The sequence below is a fragment of the Streptomyces sp. NPDC086554 genome, from assembly GCF_040686095.1.
In the GTDB taxonomy this organism is placed as follows: domain Bacteria; phylum Actinomycetota; class Actinomycetes; order Streptomycetales; family Streptomycetaceae; genus Streptomyces.
In genome coordinates this window covers 87,448-108,293 of the sequence record NZ_JBFBJK010000024.1, presented here as the reverse complement: position 1 = coordinate 108,293, position 20,846 = coordinate 87,448, and the positions used below count along the sequence as shown (strand labels likewise).

The 20,846-nt window shown below is 70.5% G+C and carries 17 protein-coding genes; 7 read left to right on the top strand and 10 right to left on the bottom strand.

Translation table 11 applies throughout. The features are described from left to right. Window positions 1–28: 28 nt before the first annotated feature. From AB0O76_RS33375 to panB, 3 genes are all read right to left on the bottom strand, one after another. Entirely contained in the window at window positions 29–859 is an 831-nt protein-coding gene (locus AB0O76_RS33375) for an ABC transporter permease (RefSeq protein ID WP_365498994.1), read from the bottom strand. After that, complete coding sequence (locus AB0O76_RS33370) at window positions 856–1,878, bottom strand: ATP-binding cassette domain-containing protein (protein ID WP_365498991.1); 1,023 nt, start codon at window positions 1,876–1,878, stop codon at window positions 856–858. Before AB0O76_RS33370 ends, AB0O76_RS33375 begins: the two co-directional genes overlap by 4 nt. Before the next feature lie 159 nt (window positions 1,879–2,037). Then, a complete protein-coding gene (panB, locus tag AB0O76_RS33365; protein WP_365498988.1) occupies window positions 2,038–2,922 on the bottom strand; it encodes a 3-methyl-2-oxobutanoate hydroxymethyltransferase in 885 nt (294 codons plus the stop codon). A 194-nt stretch (window positions 2,923–3,116) separates the two neighbouring features. On the opposite strand from panB, the gene AB0O76_RS33360 reads away from it, so the two are divergent. The 4 genes from AB0O76_RS33360 (at window position 3,117) to AB0O76_RS33345 (ending at window position 7,905) form a co-directional block, all read left to right on the top strand. Continuing rightward, complete coding sequence (locus AB0O76_RS33360) at window positions 3,117–4,709, top strand: MFS transporter (RefSeq protein ID WP_365498985.1); 1,593 nt, start codon at window positions 3,117–3,119, stop codon at window positions 4,707–4,709. 67 nt (window positions 4,710–4,776) lie between these two features. Further along, entirely contained in the window at window positions 4,777–5,376 is a 600-nt protein-coding gene (locus AB0O76_RS33355) for a TetR/AcrR family transcriptional regulator (RefSeq protein WP_365498982.1), read from the top strand. A gap of 173 nt (window positions 5,377–5,549) precedes the next feature. Next, window positions 5,550–6,575 (top strand): endonuclease/exonuclease/phosphatase family protein, encoded by a 1,026-nt coding sequence (locus AB0O76_RS33350; RefSeq protein ID WP_365498979.1) that lies wholly within the window; start codon window positions 5,550–5,552, stop codon window positions 6,573–6,575. Window positions 6,576–6,693: 118 nt separating this feature from the next. Then, window positions 6,694–7,905 (top strand): MFS transporter, encoded by a 1,212-nt coding sequence (locus tag AB0O76_RS33345; RefSeq protein WP_365499144.1) that lies wholly within the window; start codon window positions 6,694–6,696, stop codon window positions 7,903–7,905. Window positions 7,906–8,106: 201 nt separating this feature from the next. Here AB0O76_RS33345 and AB0O76_RS33340 read toward each other — a convergent pair whose 3' ends face one another. The 3 genes from AB0O76_RS33340 to AB0O76_RS33330 form a co-directional block, all read right to left on the bottom strand. After that, window positions 8,107–9,858 (bottom strand): NAD+ synthase, encoded by a 1,752-nt coding sequence (locus AB0O76_RS33340; protein WP_365498976.1) that lies wholly within the window; start codon window positions 9,856–9,858, stop codon window positions 8,107–8,109. 117 nt (window positions 9,859–9,975) lie between these two features. Next, a complete protein-coding gene (locus AB0O76_RS33335; protein ID WP_365498973.1) occupies window positions 9,976–11,631 on the bottom strand; it encodes a multicopper oxidase family protein in 1,656 nt (551 codons plus the stop codon). A 134-nt stretch (window positions 11,632–11,765) separates the two neighbouring features. Then, entirely contained in the window at window positions 11,766–12,386 is a 621-nt protein-coding gene (locus AB0O76_RS33330; RefSeq protein WP_365498970.1) for a hypothetical protein, read from the bottom strand. A gap of 142 nt (window positions 12,387–12,528) precedes the next feature. Here AB0O76_RS33330 and AB0O76_RS33325 point away from each other — a divergent pair, with 142 nt between their 5' ends. Both AB0O76_RS33325 and AB0O76_RS33320 read left to right on the top strand, forming a co-directional pair. Continuing rightward, entirely contained in the window at window positions 12,529–13,251 is a 723-nt protein-coding gene (locus tag AB0O76_RS33325) for a DUF998 domain-containing protein (protein ID WP_365499141.1), read from the top strand. Window positions 13,252–13,277: 26 nt separating this feature from the next. Further along, the gene (locus AB0O76_RS33320) at window positions 13,278–14,012 is read left to right on the top strand and encodes an alpha/beta hydrolase (RefSeq protein ID WP_365498967.1); all 735 of its coding nucleotides are present in this window, start codon (window positions 13,278–13,280) and stop codon (window positions 14,010–14,012) included. 587 nt (window positions 14,013–14,599) lie between these two features. Here the strand turns inward: AB0O76_RS33320 and AB0O76_RS33315 are convergent. From AB0O76_RS33315 to AB0O76_RS33300, 4 genes are all read right to left on the bottom strand, one after another. Further along, window positions 14,600–15,649 (bottom strand): LacI family DNA-binding transcriptional regulator, encoded by a 1,050-nt coding sequence (locus AB0O76_RS33315; protein ID WP_365498964.1) that lies wholly within the window; start codon window positions 15,647–15,649, stop codon window positions 14,600–14,602. Window positions 15,650–15,732: 83 nt separating this feature from the next. Next, window positions 15,733–17,385 carry an extracellular solute-binding protein gene (locus tag AB0O76_RS33310; protein WP_365498961.1) on the bottom strand — a complete coding sequence of 551 codons (1,653 nt, stop codon included), beginning with the start codon at window positions 17,383–17,385 and terminating at the stop codon, window positions 15,733–15,735. Between the two features lie 58 nt (window positions 17,386–17,443). Then, window positions 17,444–18,307, bottom strand: coding sequence for a carbohydrate ABC transporter permease (locus tag AB0O76_RS33305; RefSeq protein WP_365499138.1), 864 nt, complete (start codon window positions 18,305–18,307; stop codon window positions 17,444–17,446). A gap of 68 nt (window positions 18,308–18,375) precedes the next feature. Beyond that, entirely contained in the window at window positions 18,376–19,230 is an 855-nt protein-coding gene (locus tag AB0O76_RS33300; RefSeq protein WP_365499135.1) for an ABC transporter permease subunit, read from the bottom strand. Between the two features lie 299 nt (window positions 19,231–19,529). Here AB0O76_RS33300 and AB0O76_RS33295 point away from each other — a divergent pair, with 299 nt between their 5' ends. Then, window positions 19,530–20,591 (top strand): hydroxyacid dehydrogenase, encoded by a 1,062-nt coding sequence (locus AB0O76_RS33295; RefSeq protein ID WP_365498958.1) that lies wholly within the window; start codon window positions 19,530–19,532, stop codon window positions 20,589–20,591. Window positions 20,592–20,846 lie beyond the last annotated feature (255 nt).

The window sequence follows — 20,846 nt, the reverse complement described above, 5'->3', positions numbered from 1 at the left end:
GCGCCGGGCGCTCAGCTCTCCGTGTCGATCAGCTCTTCGTACGGAACTTGTGGATCGCGATCGGCGCCATCACCAGCGTGAGCGCCACCGACCAGCCGATCGTCACCCACACGTCGTGTGCTGCGGGGCCGCCCACCATCAGGCCGCGCGCGGAGTCCGCGAGCGTGGACAGCGGGTTGTAGTCGGTGAAGGCCTCCAGCCAGCCCGGCATGGACTGCGTCGGCGCGAAGATCGACGAGCCGAACTGCAGCGGCATCAGGACCAGGAAGCCCATCGCCTGCACGGACTGCGCGCTCTTCATGGTGACGCCGAGTACCAGGAAGATCCACATGACGGACGAGCCGAAGAGCGCGGTCAGGCCCACGGCGGCGAACAGACCGCCCCAGTTGGTGATGTCGAAGCCCACCAGGACACCGACGATCATCATGATCGTCGTCGCGACGAGCATCCGCATCAGCTCCACCACGATCTTGGCGAAGAGGACCGAGCCCTGGCCGATCGGCAGGGTCCGGAAGCGGTCCATGATGCCGTTCTGGAAGTCCTGGTTGAAGCCCGTGCCGACGGCCATGGCGATGTTCAGGGACATCATCGCCATCATGCCCGGCACCACGTACTGCACATACGCGTCCTGACCGCCGCCGAGCGCCTGCCCGATGGAGCCGCCGAAGACGTACACGAACAGCAGCGTGAAGACGATGGGCATGAGCACCGCGTCGAACATCGACTCGGGATCGGCCCGGATCCACTGCAGATTGCGGCGGACCAGCGCGCCGGTGTGGCGCACGTGGCCGCGCAGGCCTATGCGGCCGTCGGCCTGGCCGGCCCCGGGCAGGTGGGCCGTTGCGGTGGTGGCACTCATACGGTGACCTCCTCGAGTTCGGCGGGACGGACGTCCTGCGGGGTGCTGGCCTTCTGGCCGGTGATGGAGAGGAACACCTCGTCCAGGCTGGGCAGTTCGGTGGCGATCGAGCCGATCGTGATGCCGCGCGCGGTGACCGCGCCGACCACCGCGGTCAGCTGCTCGTCGCTGAGGATCGGCACCAGGACCGTGCCGGTCTCGGCGTCCACGGTCGAGGTGGCGAGGCCGGTCAGGCCCAGGTCGTCGAGCGCGTTCGCCAGCGGGCGCAGCTCCAGCGGGTCGGCCGGGCGGATGCGCAGGGTGCGGCCGCCGACTTTCGCCTTCAGCTCGTCGATGCGGCCGTTGGCGATGACCTTGCCGCGGTCGATGACCGTCAGCTCGGACGCCAGCTGCTCGGCCTCTTCCATGTACTGCGTGGTGAGCAGCACGGTGACGCCGTCGCCGACCATGCGCTTGACCTCGGCCCACACCTCGTTGCGGGTGCGGGGGTCGAGGCCGGTCGTCGGCTCGTCCAGGTAGAGGACGGCCGGGCTGCCGATCATCGAGGCGGCGAGGTCGAGGCGGCGGCGCATGCCGCCGGAGTACGTCTTGGCCTGGCGTCCTGCGGCCTCGGTGAGGGAGAACCGCTCGAGCAGACCGTCGGCCCTCGACCTGGCGTCCTTGCGGGACAGGTCGAGCAGCCGCCCGATCATGTACAGGTTCTCGCGGCCGGAGAGCTTCTCGTCCACCGATGCGTACTGGCCGGTGAGGCCTATCACGCGGCGGAGCTGGCGGGGCTGCTTCACCACGTCGTACCCGGCGACGTGGGCCAGGCCCGAGTCCGGGGTGATGAGGGTGGACAGGCAGCGTACGAGGGTGGTCTTGCCGGCGCCGTTGGGCCCGAGCACGCCGACGACCGTTCCTTCGCGTACGTCGAGGTCCACGCCGTCCAGTGCTTTGGTCTCGCCGTAGTGCTTGACCAGTCCCCGCACGGTGATGGCGCTCGCTGCGCCTCCGGGGTTCTTGTCGATTCGCGTCATGCCCCCAAGGTGTCATCCCCCACCGACAAACCACCGACAGCCGACCTACAGCTGCCAGTAATGGGTGGGCGGGCGGGAAACATCGCCGCGAAGCGGCGGAAAAAAGGGCAGCCCGTCGACGGGGGAAGATCGACGGGCTGCCGTGGTGCCGCGATGGCTCTAGTGCACGGCGTGCTCCGCCGCGGGGAACGCCCCGCCGACCACGTCCTCCGCGAACGCCTTCGCCGCGCCGGCCATCACGCCCCGCAGGTCCGCGTACTGCTTCACGAAGCGCGGCATCTTGCCGCCGGTGAGGCCCAGCATGTCCGTCCAGACCAGGACCTGGGCGTCGCACCCGGCCCCGGCCCCGATCCCGACGGTCGGGATGTGCAGGGAGCGGGTGACCTCGGCGGCCAGTTCCTCCGGGACCAGCTCGAGGACGACCGCGAACGCGCCCGCGTCCTGCGCGGCCTTCGCGTCGCTGAGCAGCCGGTGCGCCGCCTCGTCGCCGCGGCCCTGCACGCGGTAGCCCATGGTGTTCACGGACTGCGGGGTGAGGCCGAGGTGGGACATGACGGGGATGCCCGATGAGACGAGCAGCTCGGTCTGGGGGAGCGAACGCTCGCCGCCCTCCAGCTTCACCGCGCCGACCCCCGCCTCCTTGACCAGGCGGGTCGCCGAACGGAGGGCCTGGACGGCGCCTTCCTGGTACGACCCGAAGGGCAGGTCGCCGACGATCAGGGCACGCGACGTACCCCGTACGACGGCCGCGGACAGCATGGTCATCTCGTCGAGCGTGACGGGCACGGTCGTCTCGTACCCGAGGTGACAGTTGCCCGCCGAGTCGCCGACCAGCATCACGGGGATGCCGGCCTCGTCGAATACGGACGCGGTCATCGCGTCGTACGCGGTGAGCATGGGCCACTTCTCGCCGCGCTCCTTGGCGGCGGTGATGTCCCGGACGGTGATGCGGCGGGTGCTCTTGCCCCCGTACAGCGCCTTGCTGCTGTCGGACTTCTGGGCGGCACCCTCTGCCGGCTTCTGGGCAGCCGAAAGTTGCGTCATCGCAACGGCTCCTTCTCTCATCTCGAGGCGCCCTCACGGCGTCCCCGGATCACGTCCATGGTGGCACCGTGTGCCGCCCGACGGCTAGTGCACCCCTGAGTGATCCGGCCCATCCGGGCGGCGAGCACCGGGCCGCGGGTAAATTCTTTCCAATACGAGACGGTCTCGTATCGAAATGGCTCTAGGGTGGGGCCATGACTTCTCCTGCCGTCACGACCCCACGCATACCGGAAGCCGTGCACCGGCGCCGCTGGGCGATCCTCGGTGTGCTGATGCTGAGCCTGCTGATCGTGGTGCTCGACAACTCGATCCTGAACGTCGCCATCAAGACGATCTCGACCCCGGCCCCCACCGGCCTCGGCGCCACCCAGGGCGACCTGGAATGGGCCATCAACTCCTACACCCTGGTCTTCGCGGGGCTGCTCTTCACCGCAGGCCTGCTCGGTGACCGCATCGGCCGCAAGAAGGTCCTCATCGCGGGCCTCGCCGTCTTCGGCATCGGCTCCGCGCTCGCCGCCGAGTCCGGCTCGCCCGTCCAACTCATCCTGTTCCGCGCGGTGATGGGCCTCGGCGCCGCCTTCGTGATGCCCGCCACGCTCGCCGTCCTGATGAACGTCTTCGAGCGTGACGAGCAGCCCAAGGCCATCGGCATCTGGGCGGGCGGCGTCGGCCTCGCCATCGCGATCGGCCCCATCACCGGCGGCGTGCTCCTCGACCACTTCTGGTGGGGCTCGGTCTTCCTGGTCAACGTGCCCATCGTGATCCTCGCGATCGGGCTGATGATCTGGCTCGTGCCCGACTCCCGCGACCCGAAGCCGGGCCGTATCGACCTGGTCGGCGTCGGCCTGTCCGTCGTCGGCCTCGTGCTGCTGGTCTACGGCATCATCAAGGGCGGCCAGCTCGCCGACTTCACCGACCCCGCGGTCCTCGCGACGGTCGCCGCGGGCCTCGCCGTACTCGTCGTCTTCGTCCTGCACGAGAAGCGCAGCGACCACCCGTCCATCGACATCTCGTACTTCAAGAACCGGGTCTTCTCGGCGGCGATCAGCGCCCTCGCGCTCGTCTTCTTCGCGCTGATGGGCGTGACCTTCTTCGCCGTCTTCTACACGCAGAGCGTGCGCGGCTACTCGCCGCTGCAGACCGGCCTGTTGATGCTGCCGCTCGCCGTCGCCCAGCTCATCTTCGCGCCGCGCGCCCGGCTCGTCGTCGACCGCTTCGGCGTCCGCGCCACCGTCGCGGCCGGGCTGCTCACCATCGCCGCGATGCTCGCCGCGTTCACGGTCCTCGACGCCGATACGCCGATCTGGATCCTGGAGGTCGTCTTCTTCCTGATGGGCACCGGGATGGCGCACGTCATGACGCCCGTGAGCGTCGTCATCATGCAGGCGCTGCCCCGCGAGAAGGCAGGCTCCGCATCCGCGCTCAGCAACACCTTCCGCCAGGTGGGCGGCGCACTCGGTATCGCCGTCCTCGGTTCCGTGCTCTCCGCCGCCTACCGCAGCGGCGTCGAGGACAAGCTCACCCTGCTGCCCGCCGGGGTGCGGCACACCGCGGGCGAGTCCATCGAGGCCACGCTCGGCGTCGCGGCCGAGCTCGGCCCGCGCGGCGAACCGCTGGTGTCCGCGGCCCACGACTCCTTCCTGCACGCCATGCACATCACCGCGCTCTGCGGCGCGGGCGTCGCCCTGATCGGCGTCGTGACCGTCGCCCTGTTCCTGCCGGGCCGCGCACCGCAGGAGCCGGAGGCCGAGCACAAGGAGGCGGAGCCGGTGGGCGCGGGGCGTTGACCGGGGCGCCGGGCCGGGAAGGGACAATCGGCCTGGCGGTACGCCGGATGCGAGAGACGGAGCAGATGTGGTCCACACAGCCAGAGGTGTCCGGGGGCGTCCCCGCAGCGAGGCCGTGGAGCGGGCCATCTTCGAGGGCGCACTGAAGCTGATCGAGGAGGGTGTGCCGCTCGCCGAGCTCTCCATCGAGCGGATCGCGCGCACCGCCGGCGTCGGCAAGGCCACCATCTACCGGCGCTGGAGCGGCAAGGAGGAACTCTTCGTCGACATCATGCGCTCGGTGGACGACCCGCCGCCCGAGCTGGCAGGGGAATCGATGCGCGGCGATCTCATCACCCTCCTCGACCACATGCGCAGGCGCGGTGTGAACATGCGCGCCTCCGCGATGCTGCACAACGTGTTCGCGCAGATGAAGAGCCTGCCGAAGCTGTGGGACGCCTACCACGCCACCGTCGTCGCGCCGCAGCGCCGCGTCATGCTCGACGTGCTGAGGCGGGGCGTCGAGAACGGCGAATTGCGCGCCGACGTCGACATCCTTCTGGCCAACGATCTGTTCGTCGGACCCATGCTCGTGCGCACCGTCATGCGCTCCGACGCGCCGCTCGACGAGGACCTCGCCGAGCGGATGGTGGACACCGTTCTCGACGGGCTGCGGCCCACGGGGTGAATGTGCGCGTTTCGTCACAGCGGCCCGTTGTGCGGGGGGATGTGGAACCTGCCGTGCCGCGCCGCTCGTCCTCGTCCCGTACGGCCGTCACGGACGGCGGGGAGGACACCCGATCATCGCCTAGGGTTTCAGGGGCGAAGACGGTTGCACGGCAGAGTTGAGGCGACGAGCGTATGGCGCAGGCGTATGTGACGGAGACCGGCAGCGGCGGCTCGGGCCCCGACCGCCAGGGGTCCCGGCTCCGGCGCCTGGCCGACGGCTGGCGCGGCGACCGGGGCATCTGGCGGCGCGGGATCGTCACCGCGGCGGTCGCGGTGCTGCTCGCCCTGGTGATGCTCTTCCACGCACAGATCCCGAACGGCATCGGCAACCTCGGCAGCCTCATCGAGACGTTCCTGCCCTGGCTCGGCGTGCTGATCCCCGTGCTGTTCGTCATCGGCTTCGTCCGCAAGTCGGCGACCGCGCTGATCGCCGTGCTGCTGCCCGCGGTCATCTGGACCGGCTCCTTCGGCGGTCTGATCACCACCAAGTCCTCAGGCACCGGCGGCGATCTCACCGTCGCCACGCACAACGTGAACGCGGAGAACGCGGACCCGGCGGGCACCGCACGTGACGTCGCCGCGTCCGGCGCCGACGTCGTGGCCCTCGAAGAGCTCACGGCGGACGCCGTCCCGACGTACGAGAAGGCCCTCGCGGGCACCTACAAGTACCACTCGGTGCAGGGCACGGTCGGCCTGTGGAGCAAGTACCCGCTGACCGACACCTTGCCCGTCGACATCAAGCTCGGCTGGACCCGCGCGATGCGGACGACGGTCAACAGCCCCAAGGGCGAGGTCGCCGTGTACGTCGCCCATCTGCCGTCGGTGCGGGTCAAGCTGGACGCGGGCTTCACCGCCAACCAGCGTGACGCGAGCGCGGACGCGCTCGGCGAGGCGATCGCCGGCGAGCGGGTCTCCAAGGTGGTGCTGCTCGGCGACCTGAACGGCACGATGAACGACCGCGCCCTGAACGCGGTCACCTCCCAGATGCGCTCCACGCAGGGCGCGGCGGGCGACGGCTTCGGGTTCAGCTGGCCCGCGTCGTTCCCGATGGCGCGGATCGACCAGATCATGGTCAAGGGCGTCGAGCCGGTGTCGTCGTGGACGCTGCCGGAGACGGGCAGCGATCATCTGCCGATCGCGGCGCGGGTCGAGCTTTAGCCTTTAGTGCACCGCACATCCGCTCTTAACCTCACGGAATACTGGGCCTGAGAGGCTTTGTTCCGTACGTAAACTTACGGAACACCACCCCCTCATGCGCTCCCCCGGAAGGTTCTTCATGCCCCTGGCCCTGCTCGCCCTCGCCGTGGGCGCCTTCGGCATCGGTACGACCGAGTTCGTGATGATGGGCCTGCTGCCCAACGTCGCGGACGACCTGGACATATCCATCCCCACCGCCGGACACCTGGTCTCGGCGTACGCCCTCGGTGTCGTCATCGGCGCCCCGCTGCTCGCCGCGGTCACCGCGCGGATGCGGCGGCGGCGGGTCCTGATCGGCCTCATGGTGCTTTTCGTGGTCGGCAACGCGCTGTCGGCCGCCGCACCCGACTACCACTGGCTGATGGCCGCCCGCTTCCTCAGCGGACTTCCGCACGGCGCGTTCTTCGGCGTCGGCGCGGTCGTCGCGACCGGCCTCGTCGCCCCCGAGCGCAAGGCCCGCTCGGTGTCCCTGATGTTCCTCGGCCTGACCGTCGCCAACATCGTGGGCGTGCCGGTGGCCACGGCGATGGGGCAGCAGCTTGGCTGGCGTGCGACGTTCCTCGCGGTCAGCGCGATCGGCCTCGCGGCGATAGCAGCGCTCGCCCTGCTCGTCCCCGCCGACCACGGCCACGGCGAGCACGGCGGCCTGCGCGGAGAGCTCCGGGCGCTCGGCAGCGTTCCGGTGTGGCTGGCGCTCGGCACGACGGTCGCGGGCTTCGGGGCGCTGTTCTCGGCGTACAGCTATGTGACGCCCATGCTCACGGACGCGGCGGGCTACGCCGAATCCAGCGTTACGTTGCTCCTGGCGCTGTTCGGTGTCGGCGCGACCGCGGGCAATCTGCTGGGCGGTCGCCTCGCGGACCACTCGCTGCGGGGGACGCTGTTCGGCGGCCTGGCGTCGCTGGTGGTCGTCCTCGCGCTGTTCCCGCTGCTGATGAGCGCCGCGTGGAGCGCTGCGTTGGCCGTGGTGCTCCTCGGCATGGCGGCGTTCACGACGGGGTCGCCGCTGCAGCTGATGGTCATGGAGAAGGCGTCGGCGGCCCCGTCCCTGGCGTCCTCCGCCAATCAGGCGGCGTTCAACCTCGCGAACGCCGGCGGCGCGTGGGTCGGTGGCCTTGCCCTGGCGGCGGGCTTCGGGGTGACGTCCCCTGCGGTGACGGGCGCGGCGCTGGCTGTGCTGGGGCTCGGGGTGGCCGGAGTGGCCTATCTCGTGGACCTGCGGGCACCTGCGGTGGGCAGTGAGCGGTTGGTGGCCTCGCACTCGCCTCGCCCGGAGCCTTCTCGCCGGTGACACCTGGGTGGGCGGTTCTGTCCCGCCGCTTCGCGGCGGATCTTTCCCGCCCACCCACCCGTTTGCCCCGTGACTTCGGGGTTCTGACCGGGCCGCCGCTTCGCGGCGGATTTTCCCCGCCCACCCACCCGTTCACCCTGCGACGGCTTTTCCCGCCCGCCCGTTTACCCGGGGAACGGGCGGGCGGGTGGGAAAGGCCCGTCAGACCGACTCCCGCCAGCGATTGGTGATCGGGAGGCGGCGGTCCTTGCCGAAGCCCTTGGCGGAGATCTTCGTGCCCGGCGGGTACTGGCGGCGCTTGTACTCGGCGGTGTCGACCATCCGCAGGGTCTTCACCACAAGCTCCCGCTCGTACCCGGCGGCGACGATCGCGTCCGCGCCCTGGTCCCGGTCGACGTACATCTCCAGGATCGCGTCGAGGACGGGGTAGTCCGGGAGCGAGTCCGTGTCCACCTGGTCCGGCCGCAGCTCCGCGCTCGGCGGCTTGGTGATGGAGTTCTCCGGGATCGGCGGGGTCCGGCCCCGCTCGACCGCCGCGCGGTTGCGCCACTCGGCGAGCCGGAAGATCAGGGTCTTGTACACGTCCTTGATCGGACCGTACGCCCCGACCGAGTCGCCGTACAGCGTCGAATAGCCCACCGCAAGCTCGGACTTGTTGCCGGGGGCCAGGACGATGTGGCCCTCCTGGTTGGAGATCGCCATCAGCATCGTGCCGCGGAGCCGCGACTGCAAATTCTCCTCGGCGAGCCCGGTCAGACCGAGCGACCCCATGTACGCGTCGAACATCGGCGCGATCGGCACGGTCCGGAAGTTCAGCCCCGTACGCCGCGCCAGCTCCTCCGCGTCGCCGATGGAGTGGTCGGAGGAGTAGCGGGAGGGCATGGCCACGCCGTACACGTTCTGCGCGCCGAGCGCGTCGCAGGCGATCGCGGCGACGAGCGCGGAGTCGATGCCGCCGGAGAGCCCGATCAGGACGGTGCTGAAGCCGTTCTTCGCGGCATACGCCCGCAGGCCGACGACCAGCGCCGAGTACACCTCCTCGTCGTCGTCGAGCCGTTCGGCATACCCGCCGGTGAGCTCCGGCTTGAACGGGGGGACGGGCTCTTCTGAGACCGTGACGTGCTCGATGCGCAGGCCGTCGTCCACGACGCCCGACGGAACGGCACCGGCCGCGGGCAGCTCAAGATCGAGGACGACGCAGCCCTCGGCGAACTGCGGCGCCCGCGCGATGACTTCGCCGTCCCGGTCCACGACGATCGAGTCGCCGTCGAAGACGAGCTCGTCCTGGCCGCCGATCATGGCGAGGTACGCGGTGGTGCAGCCCGCCTCCTGGGCGCGCTTGCGGACGAGTTCGAGCCGCTGGTCGTCCTTGTTGCGCTCGTACGGCGACGCGTTGACGGAGAGCAGCAGGCCCGCCCCTGCCGTGCGCGTCGCGGGCACGCGGCCGCCGTCCTGCCAGAGGTCCTCGCAAATGGCGAGCGCCACGTCGACGCCCCGCACCCGCACGATCGGCAGGGTCTCGCCCGGCACGAAGTAGCGGAACTCGTCGAAGACCCCGTAGTTGGGGAGGTGGTGCTTGGAGAAGGTGAGCACGGCCTCGCCGCGGTGCAGCACGGCGGCGGCGTTGCGCGGGGCGCCCGCCGGCTGGCCGTACTTCGGCTTGGCCTCCTCGGTGCGGTCGAGATAGCCGACGACGACCGGCAGCTCTCCGAAGCCTTCGTCCGCAAGACGCGCGGCGAGCGCACACAGCGCGTACCGCGAGGCCTGCACGAAGGACGGTCGCAGCGCGAGGTCCTCGACGGGATAGCCGGTCAGCGCCATCTCGGGGAACGCGACAAGGTGCGCCCCCTGCTCGGCGGAGTGCCGGGTCCAATGGACGATCGCCTCGGCGTTCCCGGCGAGATCGCCGACCGTCGAGTCGATCTGATTCAGGGCGAGGCGTAGTTGAGGCACGCGGCCCAGTGTAATCGTCAAAGCGACGCGATGCCCTCTGGGTCGGGTGTGTGGCGCCCCACGTCGGCGGCCCGGCGGGCCCGGCATCCCCCTTGGGGTGCCGGGCCCGCCGAGGCGTCAGCGGCGGTAGCCGAGGACCGTCATCATCCCGGCCTCCGAGTGGTACACGTTGTGGCAGTGGATCATCCACAGGCCCGGGTTGTCGGCTTCGAAGTCCACCGTCAGTGTGCCGTTCGGCAGGATGACCGCGGTGTCCTTGCGGGGGCCGCCCGCCACGTTCGCCAGGGCGAAGGTGTGGCCGTGCAGATGGACCGGGTGCCACATCGACGTGGAGTTGGCGAAGACGAGACGGACGCGCTCGCCCGCGCGGACGGGGTGGCGCTCGTCGGGGTCGTAGGGCTTCTTGTCGAACGCCCAGTCGTACTTGGCCATACCGCCCGTCAGCCGGATCCTGATCGTGCGGTCCGGCTTGCGTGTCGGGAGCGCGACCGACTCCGCCGCCCGCAGCTTGTCCGCCGTCAGGAGGCGGCCCTTGAGCTCCTCGGGGCGGACCGAGGGGGAGGGTGCCGCGCCGCTGCCCGTGCGCAGGACCGCGAGCGCCGCTGCCTTCTTGCCCTCGGCCGCCGCGGTCAGCGGGAACGCCCCGTCCTTGGCGGTGACCAGGACGTCATAGCGCTCGCCCATGCCGAGCAGCAGCGAGTCCGTCTTCGCGTGCTCCACGGGGAAGCCGTCCGTGTGCGTCACCGTCATCTCGTGGCCGCCGAGCGCCACCCGGAAGGCCGTGTCGCCGCCCGCGTTGATGATGCGCAGGCGGATGCGGTCGCCGGGGCGTGCCTTGAACGACGAAGGCGCGTCCGGCGTACGGCCGTTGATCAGGTAGTGCGGGTAGGCCACATCGCCCGCGTCGCCGCCGAGCAGGTCGCTCTTGGCGCCCGTCATCATGCGGGAGGGGCCGGAGGGACCGGAGGGCTTGGGGGATTTGTCCGTGCGCATCGACATGTTGGACATGTTCGACATGTCGTGGCCGCCGTGGTCCATGCCGCCCGTGTCACCCCCCTCCTCGCCGTCCCCGCTCATGTCATGGCCGCCCATGCCCTTGCTGAGCTCCGCGAGGACGGCGTCCGGCGTCGAGCCGTCGACCCCGTCGACCCAGTCGTCGAGGACGACGACCCACTCCTTGTCGTACTTCAAGGGCTCCTTGGGGTCCTCCACGATCAGTGGCGCGTACAGACCGCGGTCCTGCTGGGTGCCCGAGTGGGGATGGAACCAGTACGTCCCCGGGTGCGGCACCGCGAAGCGGTAGGTGAAGTCCGCGCCGGGTTTGATCGCCTGCTGGGTGAGCCCGGGGACGCCGTCCATGTCGTTGCGCAGGGCCAGGCCGTGCCAGTGCAGGGACGTGGGCTCGGGGAGATGGTTGGCGAGTGTGAGGGCGAGCGTGTCGCCCGCGGTGACGCGGACTTCCTTGCCGGGCAGCCGGTCGCCGTACGCCCAGGTCCTGACCGAGCGGCCGCCGAGGTCGAGCTTGGCCGTCATGGCCATGAGCTTCACCTCGCGGACCGCGCCGCCTTCTCGCTTCTTCTCCGCGGCGGCGACTTCCTTGCCGGACGGGTCGACATAGCCCGTGGGCGCGGAGCCGCCTTCCGTGCCGCCTCCGTGTCCGCCGTGGCCCGCGCCCGAGCCGGAACAGGCCGTCAGGATTCCCGAACCGGCGACGGCGGTCGCGGCGCCGAGCAGGGCACGGCGCGAAGGGGTGCGCAGGGGTTGAGTGCGCATGGCTGAATAACACCTCGTCTTGGTGGTGCGTGCAGATGGGCGCATCTGCTGCTTCTGATACACCGCTCGACGCCCGGAGGTTCCCATCGGGCGTCCCTCGGTCGCGGGCAGGGCGAAGCAGCCGGTGCGCCGGCCTAAATGCGCAGCACGGAAAGACTGGCGAGGAGTATGCGGGGCGGCGGCGGATTGGGTCGCAGGCCGTCGAGCAGCCGGGCGAGCGCCCGCGCGGGGACGGCGAAGCCGCCGGGGCGCAGCAGGCCCGCCTTCAGGAGCAGGGCGAGGGTGAACGCGCCGAGCACCGCGAGGCACACGGACAGCGGATCCATCCCGTGGAGCCCGGCGGGCGCGGACGCGGCCGCCGTGGCCGGTCCGGCGAGGACGTCGTCGCCCGAGGTGCGCGGGGGCGGCGGGGGCATGGGAACGCGCGCGTGATGAGCGTCTTGAGCGGCGGGAGCGCCGCCGGCCGCCTTGGCCGCGTGCCGGTGGTCCGGGGCAGTGCCCGACATACCGGCCGACGCAGCGGCGCCGCTCGCCGTGGCGCCGCTCGCCGTGTCGGCCGACGCCGCGCCGTGCCGCCCCGCGGCAGGGCCCGCCGCCGGGGCGCCCGCGCTCATCTCGTGCCGGGCCGACGCCTGTTCGGCCCCGCTCCCGTGCCCCGTCGGATGACCCAGCGTATGCATCGTCACGATGCCGAGGAGGAGCGCGGCGAGCAGCAGCAGCTGTCGGCCCTTCGCCGTTCTCCTCGTCGTCGCCATGGGCGAACCCTACCCCCGCCGGGTATCGCGCGACATGCGGGCCCCCGGGACTCCACTGATCATGAGCCCATGACGACTACGGACAAACAGGACGGTGCGGGCTTCGGGGACGCTCGTGTCGCCGAGTAGCGCGTACGCGTCCATGCGGACCAGGTCGACGGAGCCTCGTGTCGCCACCCCCGGGAGTGCCGCTCCCGTCGCGCTCCTGCTGGCACTCGGCGCGGTCGCCTACAGCGCCTGGCTGCTGGAGATCCCCCTCGACACAGGGCTCTCGCCGGTCAGTTCGTACGTGAGTGAACTCGCCGCCCAGGACCAGCCCTACGGGACGCTGCTGCGTACGACCGACCTGATCGCCGGGGTGCTGATCCTGGCCGGAGCGGTCGGTGCGCTGCTGCGGCTGCGGCTGCGGCTGCGGCGCAGGCTGCTCGCCGTCCTCGGGTGGGCGGGGCTCGCCCTCTTCGGGGCTGCCACCGCAGTCGACTCGCGGCTGCCGCTGAGCTGTACGCCGACCGCCGACGCGGCGTGCGCGGCCAGGGAGGGGGCGGGGCGGGTGCCCTGGACGCATGCCGCGCACGTGGGCAGCAGCGGGGTCGCCGTGGCGGGGGCGCTGGCGGGGATGGTTCTGCTGACGATCGCCTCCCGCCGGTGCGGGATCCTGCCGTCCCTGGCGGGACCACTCGGCGTCGTCCTGGTCCTCCTCGAACTGGCGGCCACCGCCTGGACTTTGGCCGCCATGGCCGCCTTCGACGCGGGGCGCGGGACAGGGGCGCCGGGGCTCGGGCAGCGGCTTCAGGTGCTGTTGATCGCGGTGTGGCTCGGGCTGCTCGCCCGGGCGGTGGCGCGGCGGTGGCGAGTGCGCTCGTGACGTCGTCGTTCGTCAGGGTCGGGGGAGTGCGGCATCACGTGGAGGTGGCCGGGCAGGGGCCGGTGTGTGTGCTGAGCGCGGGGCTCGGCCTGGTTTCGTCCGACTGGGACGCGGTGGCGGAGCTGCTCTCCCCGTGGCGGACCGTCGTCCGCTTCGACCGGCCGGGGCTCGGGCTCAGCGGGCACGCGCGCGTGCCGCCTTCCCTGGCGGGTGAGGCGGGGCGGATCGCCGGGGTACTGGACGCGTTGGGGCTTCCGGGGCCGGTCACGGTGGTCGGACATTCACTCGCCGGGTTCCACGCCGAGTCGTTCGCCCGGCTGTACCCGGCGCGTACGGCGGGGCTCGTCCTCGTCGACTCCAGCGTCGAGGGTCGTCTGGGGCGGGTGCGGGTGCCTCGCGGGGTGCGGGTGGGGGGTGCGCGGGTCGGCGGGGCCGTGCTGCGGGGGGTGGGGGTGTCTCGGGTGGCGGGGCCGGTAGGGGTGCGGCGTGTCCTGGTGCCGGGTGCACTTCTCGAGTACGCGACGTACGGCGACATCGCACGCGAACTGGCCGCTCTGCGGGGGAAGTTCCCCCTCCCGGAGGGGCTGCCGGTGACGGTGCTCGCCGCGTACTCCCGGGGTTCGGTGCGGTGGCTCTACCGGCAGCGGGGACTGGCCGCGGCGCTCGGCGCGGAGTTCCGTGTCGCGGAGCCTTCGGGCCACCTGGTGATGCGGGACAGCCCTGCGGACGTGGCGGATGCGGTACTGGCCACCCCACACTGAGCCCGGCACGCGCCACCTGGCCCCGGCAGCGACGCCGTTGCGCCCACCCGTTCCGCCGCACGGAACACCTGCCCACAACGAGGAGGACGGCCTGGGCGGGACCCGCCCCATGCGGGGTGCCTGCGGACGACGGGGATGGCCTGGGTGGGATCTGCCGTGCGGGGTGCGTGGCCACGACGGGGAGGGCGGCCTGGGTGGGGTCCGCCCCGTGCGGAACCCCTGCCGGCGACGGGGATGGCCTGGGTGGGATCTGCCGTGCGGGGCGCCTGCCCGCAACGAGGGGGACGGCCTGGGTGGGGCCGCCCGTGCGGAACCCCTGCCCACGACGAGGCGGGCAGGGTGGGACCCGCCCGTGCGGAACCCCTGCGGACGACGGGGACGGCCTGGGTGGGATCTGCCCGTGCGGGCCCCTGCCCACAACGAGGACGGCCCGGGTGGGATCTGCCCGTGTGGGGTGCCCGCCCATACCGGGGGTACCCGCCCACTCCGGGGGAGGCGGGTAACTGCCGGGTGATCGGGTGGGTGGGTGGGAGAGGTCTGTTCGTGCAGGCGAGGCTGCGGGGTGATCGGGCGGGTGGGTGGGTGAGTCAGCCCAGTCGAAGCCCCCGCACACTCTCCCGAATCACAATATGCGTCCCCAGGAGATGCCTCTCCTGCCCCGCCCGGGGCGACCCGCTCAACGCAAGTCGCACGGCCGTGCGGCCCATCTCCTCCGCGGGGATGTGGACCGTGGTGAGCCCGGGAGTGATGTCCGCCGCCACGGGGTCGTCGTTGTAGCCGACCACCGAGATGTCCTCCGGCACCCGAAGCCCCCGCTCCCGCAGGGCCACCACCGTAGCCGCGGCCACCCTGTCGTCGCCCGCGAACACCGCGCTGAACTCCGGCCGCCCGTCCGCCTTCTCCAGAAGGTCCCGTATCGCCTCGTACCCGTTGTGCTGGCCGAAGCCGATCCCGTGCAGGATCGCCTCCTCGCGCGGCACCCCGTGGTCGGACAGCGCGCGGAGGTAGCCGGCGACCCGGTCCTCGCCCGTCGTGTGGCCGGGCTGGTAGCCGATCAGGGCAATCTTGCGGTGGCCTGCCCCGAGCAGGTGGCTCGTGATCGCGTACGCGCCCGCCTCGTTGTCGTACTCGACGACCAGCGCGGGGACGTCCGGGGCCGGCGCCGGACGACCGCACAGGACGAGCCGGGAGCCGGCCGCTGCCAGCGCTTCCGCGTACCGCGCCATCCGCTCGCGGTACTCGTCGTCCTCGATGACCCCGCCCACCAGGATCACCGCCTCGGCCGCCTGCTCGCGCATCATCTGGACCAGGGCCAGTTCACGGGCCGGATCATTGCCCGTCGACGCGACCAGCGTGAGCCTGTCGCGCTGGGCGGCCTCCATCTCCACGCCCTGCGCGACATGCGCGAAGAAGGAGCTCACCACGTCGAAGGTGAGCACCGCGATCGTCTTGCGGCCCGCGCCCGCCAACGCGCGCGCGTGCGCGTTGGCGACGTAGTCGAGGTCCTTGACGGCCCGCAGGACCTTGCCCCGCGACGCCGTGGACGTCGGATAGTTGCCCGCGAGCACCCGCGAGACGGTCGCGACGGAGACTCCGGCGCGCGCCGCCACATCACGGATGGTGACCCGCTCACCCACAGTGTCTCCTCAAAAGCGCCAAGTACGTCGAGTACGTCAAGTAGGCAGTGTCCGGGGCCATCATCCCGCCCCTACGGCCCGCGTCAGTGCGCGGCCTCGTACTCCTTGGCGAACTCCTCGTGCGACTTGTCGCCACCCTGCGCCTGCCACTTCTGGTAGACGGCGTCCCAGTCCGACAGCTTCTTGCGGCCGGAGACGATCGCGGTGACCCCGTCGTCGATGATCTGCTGCATCGACGCGCCCTGCCGGTTGTACGTGTCCGACATCAGACCCCAGTGGTCGTCGCGCACGAGGTTCGGCACGACCGCCTTCTCCCAGGTGTGCAGCCGCTCGGTGAGGTCGGGGAAGCCGGGGAAGTAGAGGGGCTGCGGCGCGTCCATGAGGTAGGAGAACGGCAGGTTCGTCCTGTTCTCCACCAGGCCCAGGGAGTTGGGGATGGGGTCGCCGTTCTTGTCGTACTCGAAGTGCGTGCCCTCGACGCCCGAGTGCATCAGCTCGTACTCCTTCGAGCCGAAGGGGGACGCCAGCCAGTCCAGGACCCGCAGCATCAGCTTGACGCGGTCCTTGGAGGCCTTCTTGATGACGGTGTAGCCGAAACAGCCGCGGTTCTGCTGGTAGACCGGCGTCGCGCCGTCGACCACGTACGGAACGGCGGTGTCCAGCGTGAACTCGTCCTTGATGCCCTGCGCGTTGGAGAGCGCCGCGCCCCAGCCGTCCGTCATCGAGCGGACCGTGCCGTTGTAGAACTGGGTCTTGAGGTCCACCTGGGAGATCGAGGTGGCGTCGGAGTTGTACGATCCGGCCTTGCGCATCTTGGACATGAACTCCAGCGCGGCCCTGAACTCGTCGGTCCCGTACATGTCGGTGACCTTGCCGTTCTTGATCTGCCACTGGTTCGGCGCCCCGTGCCACATCGCGTGGTAGAGATAGCCGAAGAAGCCGACCGACGAGGCACCGAGCCCGTACTTCTTGTTCTGCGACGCCTCCTCGGCCATCGTCCGGAAGTCGGTCGCCGCCATCCCCGGCTTGTAGCCCGCCTTGTCGAAGGCCTCGCGGTTGATGAACATCGCGCCCTGCACCTTGGCCCGCTCGACCGGAAGGCCGTAGATGCGCCCCGCGACCCGGCCCATGCCTTCCCAGGCGTACGTGGGGATGTTGGCGAGGTTCGGGTAGTCCTTGACCGCGTCCCCGGACAGATACTCCGACAGGTCCGCGCACCGGGACTTCACGAACTGCGACTCGCGCGGCAGGACGTACCCGCCACCGAAGTTGATCATGTCGGGGAGGTCGTCGCCCGACATCAGCGTGGACATCTTGGAGCGGAAGTCCGCGTCCGGCACCACCGAGAACTCGACCTCGACGCCGAGCGCCTCGTTCATCGCCTGCCAGAACTTGTTCGATCCGACCGGCTTCGGCGGGGTGCCGTAGGTGATGGTCATGACCTTGATCTTCTGCTTGCCGGTGCCCGGCTTCTCGGCCGTGGCCCGCACCAGCTTCTCGGGGTACTTCGTGAAGCCGGGCTGTACGCCGTCGGCGCTCGGCGCGAGATCGGGCGTCGGGCCCTTGGCGGCCGTGTACGTCGGCCAGGGCGCGGCCTTCTTGTTGGCGTTGGAGACCGAACCGCCGCCGCCGGATTCGGTGGAACAGGCGGTGAGCAGGGAGGGCGCGGCGACGGCGGCACCGCCGACGGCTATGGAACGCAGCAGCGTACGGCGCGACATCGAGGAACCGGACACGGTGTCAACCTTTCGGGGGATCACGGGAGTTGGCTCAGTTCTGGATGCGGGAGGTGGCTCAGCTCTTGATGGCGCCGGTGAGCACGCCCTTGGTGAAGTACTTCTGCAGGAAGGGGTAGACGATCAGGATCGGCACGGTCGCGATCACCAGGACGGCCATCTGCATCGTCTGCGGGGCCGAGACGTTCGAGGCGTCGCTCAGTCCCGTATCGGCGATCTGGGAGCCGCCCATCACGTACGTACGAAGGACCTGCTGGAGCGGCCAGTGGTCGGACTCCAGATAGATCGAGGCATGGAACCAGGCGTTCCAGTAGCTGACCGCGTAGAAGAGGCCGACGACCGCGAGGGCCGCCTTGGAGAGCGGGAGCACGATCCGCCACAGGATCTGCCAGTCGCCCGCGCCGTCGAGCCGCGCCGCCTCGTACATCTCCTCGGGGATCCCCTGGAAGAAGCCGCGGAGCACGACGAGATTGAAGACGTTGATGAGTACGGGAACGATCAGCGCGCTGTAGCTCTCCAGCATTCCCGCGCCCTTGACCAGCAGGAACGCGGGGATCATGCCGGGCGGGAAGAGGAACGTGAACAGGACGACGAGCAGGATCGGCTTCCCGCCGTACACGTTCGGGCGGCTCAGTGCGTACGCCAGGAACGTGGTGCACGCGAGCGAGGCGAGGGTGCCGATGATCGTCACGCCGGTGCTCACCCCGAGCGCCTTGGAGACGATGCCGCCCGCGAAGACCTGCTCGTAGGCGCGCAGGGTCGGGTGCTCGGGCCAGAGCACCCAGCCGCCGTTGGCGACGACCTCGCGGTTCGATGCGAACGACGTCGAGATGATGACGAGGAAGGGGACGAAGACCAGGACCAGGATGGTGATGATCGCGAGGAACTTGGCGACCTGGGTGACGGGCTTCGGCCGCTCCATCCAGGCGGGGCGTATGGGGCGTGCCGCGGCGGATTTCGTGGCTCGGGCGGACTTCACGGTCGTCGTGCTCACTTGTAGACCCCCTGCTCGCCGAGGCGGTGGGCGACCTTGTTGGCCGCGAAGACGAGAATCGCGCCGACCACGCCCTTGAACAGGCCGGCGGCCGCGGCGTATCCGGTGTCGCCGCCGACGATGCCCTGCCAGAAGACGAAGGTGTCCAGGACCTCTCCGGCCTCAGGACCGACCGACTGCCGTTGCAGCAGCATCTGTTCGAAGCCGACGGAGAGAATGTCGCCGAGCCGCATGATCAGCAGCAGGATGACGACCGGCCGGATCGCGGGCAGCGTCACGTGCCAGAAGCGGCGCAAGGGCCCCGCGCCGTCGATGGCGGCGGCCTCGTACTGCTGCTCGTCCACCTGCATCAGCGCGGCGAGGAAGATGATCGTGCCCCAGCCCGCGTCCTTCCAGACGACCTGCGCGACGACGAGCGCGGGGTACGCGTCCGGGTTGCCGATGATGTCGACGGAGTGCAGACCGGCCTGCCCGAGTACGGAGTTGAGCAGGCCCGTGTCGGCGAGCACCTGCTGGAAGAGGGCGACGACGATGACCCACGACAGGAAGTGCGGCAGATAGACCACCGACTGCACGAAGCGCCGCGTCAGGTCCGAGGTCAGGCTGTGCAGGAGCAGGGCGAGGCCGAGCGGGACCGGGAAGAAGAAGACCAGCTGGAGCACCGCGAGGAAGAGGGTGTTCCAGGTCGCGTGCCAGAAATCCGGATCGCCGAACATCCGGTCGAAGTTCTCGAGGCCGACCCAGGGGCTTGCCCACAGGCCGTCGAAGGGGACGTACTCCTTGAAGGCGACGGCGTTGCCGATGAACGCGCCGTAGTGGAAGACCAGGAAGTACGCGACCCCCGGGACCATGAGCAGCAGCAGGACCCGCGAGGCGCGAAACCGCTTCCATCGCTCATCACGCCTGGTTTTGTTGCCATTTGGCATGGTGCTGCGCTTGCCGGGCGGCTTCACCGCCTCGGTTTCCGTCCGCTCCTTCGTCACCGCTGACACGGCAGCCCCTCCGTCGTCGGAACAAGGTGACCGGAATCTAAAGCGGTTACTAACCCAGGTCAACTCCCTTGGCCCCGCGATCTCTTGACCACCGTCCCGACTTCGGCCTAGCCTCCAGGCGCTGTTGGGTAAACGGTTACTACGATGGGCGGTCACGCGTGGCAGACCAGGCAGACCAGGCAGACCAGGCAGAGCTGACGGGCCAGTGGGCGGGCCGGTTGTCGGGCCCGCCGATCACGGCACTCGCCATGAGCGCCGATGTGGCGGAGCGGGTGTTCGCGCCGGACATCCGCGAACGGCTCGCCCACAGCGTGGAGTTGGCGCCCGCCCTGCTCACCGGGTCGCTCACCGGGCCCGATGCGCGGGCGGTGCTCGCACAGACGGAGATCCTGGTCACCGGCTGGAACTGCCCGCCGGTCACGGCGGAGGTCCTTGCGTACGCGCCCCGGCTGCGGGCCCTCGTGCATGCCGCCGGATCGGTGAAACCCGTGGTGACGGATGCGCTCTGGGACCGCGGTGTGGTCGTGTCCTCGGCGGCCGACGCCAACGCGGGTCCTGCCGTCGCGTACACCCTCGCCGCGATCACCTTCGCCGCGAAGGGGGCGCTGTCCACCGCCGCCGGCTACAGCGCGGGGTGGCCGCCGTTCACCGGGCGGGTGGGCGCGGACGCCCGTACCGTCGGCGTCATCGGGGCGTCCCGGATCGGGCGCGGGGTGATCGCCGGGCTGCGGACGTCCGACGTGGGGTGGCGCGTGCTGCTCACCGACCCCTACGTCACCGCGGACGAGGCCGCCGGGCTCGGCGCGGAGCTGGTGGAACTGTCCGAGCTGTGCCGCCGCAGCTCGATCGTCAGCGTCCATGCGCCCCAACTGCCCGAGACGCGGGGGATGGTGAGCGCGGAGATGCTGAAGCTGATTCCGGACGGGGGGACGTTGATCAACACGGCGCGGGGCTCGCTCGTCGATACGGAGGCGTTGGCCGATGAGTGCGGGGCGGGGCGCCTGGACGCCTTCCTGGACGTCACGGACCCGGAGCCGCTGCCGGTGGGCCATCCGCTGCTTGTGCTTCCGAACGTACTGGTGACCCCGCATATCGCGGGGGCTCAGGGGAGTGAGGTGCGGAGGTTGGGGGAGTACGCGGTGGGGGAGGTGGAGCGGTTTGTGCGGGGGGAGCGGATGTGGGGGCGGTTGTCGCGGGAGGAGTTGCCGAGGCTGGCGTAGCCCGGGCTGAAAGTGTCCGGCTCCGTATTCGTCGCCATCCCTCGGTGCGGTCCCGCACGATGTACGACATCTCGACGGCCTGCTGGTGGTGGACGCCGGCTCAGGGGTCTGCTTGCCCTGGACGTACGAGGGAGTGCACGGCGTTCCGCGGCCCCTGCGGTCTCGGGCGCGCTCGGCCCGCCGATGGTAGTGGCCGGGCCGGACGGGCTGTAGGGGGACTCAAGGGCGGCCCGCTGTTACGGGGGCGCCGATCAG